The sequence below is a fragment of the Streptomyces sp. NPDC002133 genome, from assembly GCF_040296405.1.
In the GTDB taxonomy this organism is placed as follows: domain Bacteria; phylum Actinomycetota; class Actinomycetes; order Streptomycetales; family Streptomycetaceae; genus Streptomyces.
Genome location: NZ_JBEOXF010000138.1, coordinates 1 through 2151, shown reverse-complemented (window position 1 = coordinate 2151; position 2151 = coordinate 1). Strand labels below are relative to the sequence as shown.

General features: G+C 69.8%; 2 protein-coding genes and 2 pseudogenes. 2 read left to right on the top strand and 2 right to left on the bottom strand.

What is annotated here, in order from left to right; all coding sequences use genetic code 11:
• Positions 1 to 390: pseudogene (locus tag ABT078_RS42440) on the bottom strand (hypothetical protein); the annotation flags it as partial.
• On the bottom strand, positions 390 to 830 hold the full coding sequence (locus tag ABT078_RS42435) for an MBL fold metallo-hydrolase (RefSeq protein ID WP_351237818.1): 441 nt from the start codon (positions 828 to 830) through the stop codon (positions 390 to 392). The gene ABT078_RS42435 and the pseudogene ABT078_RS42440, both read right to left, overlap by 1 nt.
• On the opposite strand from ABT078_RS42435, the pseudogene ABT078_RS42430 reads away from it, so the two are divergent.
• A pseudogene (locus ABT078_RS42430) lies at positions 804 to 1568 on the top strand (NF041680 family putative transposase); the annotation flags it as partial. The gene ABT078_RS42435 and the pseudogene ABT078_RS42430 overlap by 27 nt on opposite strands.
• A gap of 153 nt (positions 1569 to 1721) precedes the next feature.
• A partial coding sequence (locus ABT078_RS42425) for a VOC family protein (protein ID WP_351237816.1) occupies positions 1722 to 2151 on the top strand: 430 nt, incomplete at its 3' end.

The window sequence follows — 2151 nt, the reverse complement described above, 5'->3', positions numbered from 1 at the left end:
CCCGCAGCGCAGCCCGCCGTGCCAGTACCTGGGCCACACCGGCCACCGCCGCTCCCAGCGGGCGATCTCCGAGGACGGCAGGATCTGCAGCCAGCGCAAATCCCGGGCGCCGCGGTCGGGACGCGTCTCCTCCCTGACCATGGAATCGTACCGGTCGAGAAAGTCCTCGAGGGCATTGGCGTTGGCGTTGGCGTTGGCGTCGGGCACGATCTCGTACCCAAAGAACCACGCGTGCCGCCCGACCCCGGGGACCCGGGAGAGCCCGGGCTGCCAGTCGTCGGCCGCCACACCGATCTGCGAGGAGACCCAGATGCCGTCGATGTACTCGGGCGGTACGGCGACGTCCGGTACGAAGGGCAGCAGGGCGATGACCACCCCGACGAGGGTCATCAGCACGGGCGCCGGCAGGCCCAGCCGCTCCCCGAGCGGCACGGTGACCACGGACCGTCGGTGTGGCCGGGCGTCCACAGCAGGCTCACACCGACGCCGAGTTCCACGTCCGCGTCGAAGGCTGCGATGCGGTCCCCGGGCACACCCTCCATGCCGCCGTCCACGTACCAGGCCCACCGCATCAGGTGCGGCAAGGCGAAGGTCCCCAGCTCCTCGCCGTGCACCAGCAGGGACGCGCGCGGGAACAGCGGCCCGGACGGAATCGCCCCTCCGGCCAGAGACCTGGAACTGCCCATGACCAGCCGGACATCCCGCACGTGCAGGCGGTCGAAACTGACGCAGTCGACGCCCTCCAAACGCAGACCGCACAGAGGCAGCACCTCCTCCGGCCCCTGACAGTAACGGGCGAACACCCGGCCGCCGAGGAAGCCGCCCGCCAAGCACCTGAGTCGGGCGTAGAAAGGGACGGCGTGGGACCCCGCGGCAACGGCGGGATCCCCGAGACGTGGCACACCCCCGACGCCGCCACGAGTACCGACACCACCCGATACGGCACGGCGGAAGCTCTGGCCTGGGACCGGATGCACCCCCGCCTCCAGGCCCGTGGCCCCTGGCTCGACCACTGCGGCGAACTCCCCCTGATCCACGGCACGTTGATCCGCCTCAAGGTCGACCACCTGCCCGGAGACCGGGACCCGAAGCCGGTCTGGCTGTGGTCCTCACGCACCGGCATGACCACCGAGGACGTCGACGTGCGCTGGCAGGCCTTCCTCCGCAGATTCGATCTTGAACACACCTTCCGGCTGTTCAAGCAGACCCTCGGCTGGACCGCCCCGAAGGTCCGCGACCCCGCGACCGCCGACCTGTGGACCTGGCTGATCATCGCCGCCCACAGCCAGCTCCGCCTCGCCCGCCCCCTCGCCGAGGACCTCCGTCGCCCCTGGGAACGGCCGGCCGAGCCCCGTCGTCTCACCCCCGCCCGGGTCCGCTGGGGGTTCCGCCACCTCCGCGCGAAGACCACCCGACCCGCAGGCGTGCCCAAACCGTCCCGGCCCGGGCCCGGACGCCCACTCGGCTCGAAGAACCGCAGGCCAGCCCCACGCCACGAGCCCAGGAAGACCGTGAAACGAGCCGAAACCCTCACCGAACACGTCCGCCTGAAACAGCAGCGAGGATAAAGATCAAGCTGAGTGTCAGTGGCGCAGGCGCATCGATCTGGTCGTTGACGCTGACGGGCGGTGCTCACTCGTTGCTGGCATGAGTGACGAAGGGCCATGCCATTCTCACGCCGACCACCACATTGACACACCCGCCTGACGAAGGCGGCGGACGTGAAGCAACCGGCCCATCAGCTGGCGCGGCGGCCTACTCTGCACCGTGGGTCGGAGATGAGGAGACCGGGGGCCGGTCAGGCTGAATTGCGCGGAACGCAGGCGATAGGCTGGCGAAAGAGTGCGGTGCCGCCTTCTCACGGCGAACTGAGGGATTCGATGCTCGATCACATCTCGATCCAGGTTGCAGACCCTGCCAAGTCGGCCGAGTTCTACACGGCTGCGCTCAACGCCCTCGGCGTCCGCGAGGCAATGAGGCATGAGCGCGACGGCGGGCTCGTGATCGGCCTCTGCGGGCCGGACGGTTTCCCGCACTTCTGGCTCGGTCCGGTCGGCGGCGGTGAATGCGATGTGCACACCGAACGCGAGGTGCACATCGCGTTCACCCGCCGACCGGCAGACGGTGAACGATGCCCACCGGGCCGCCGGA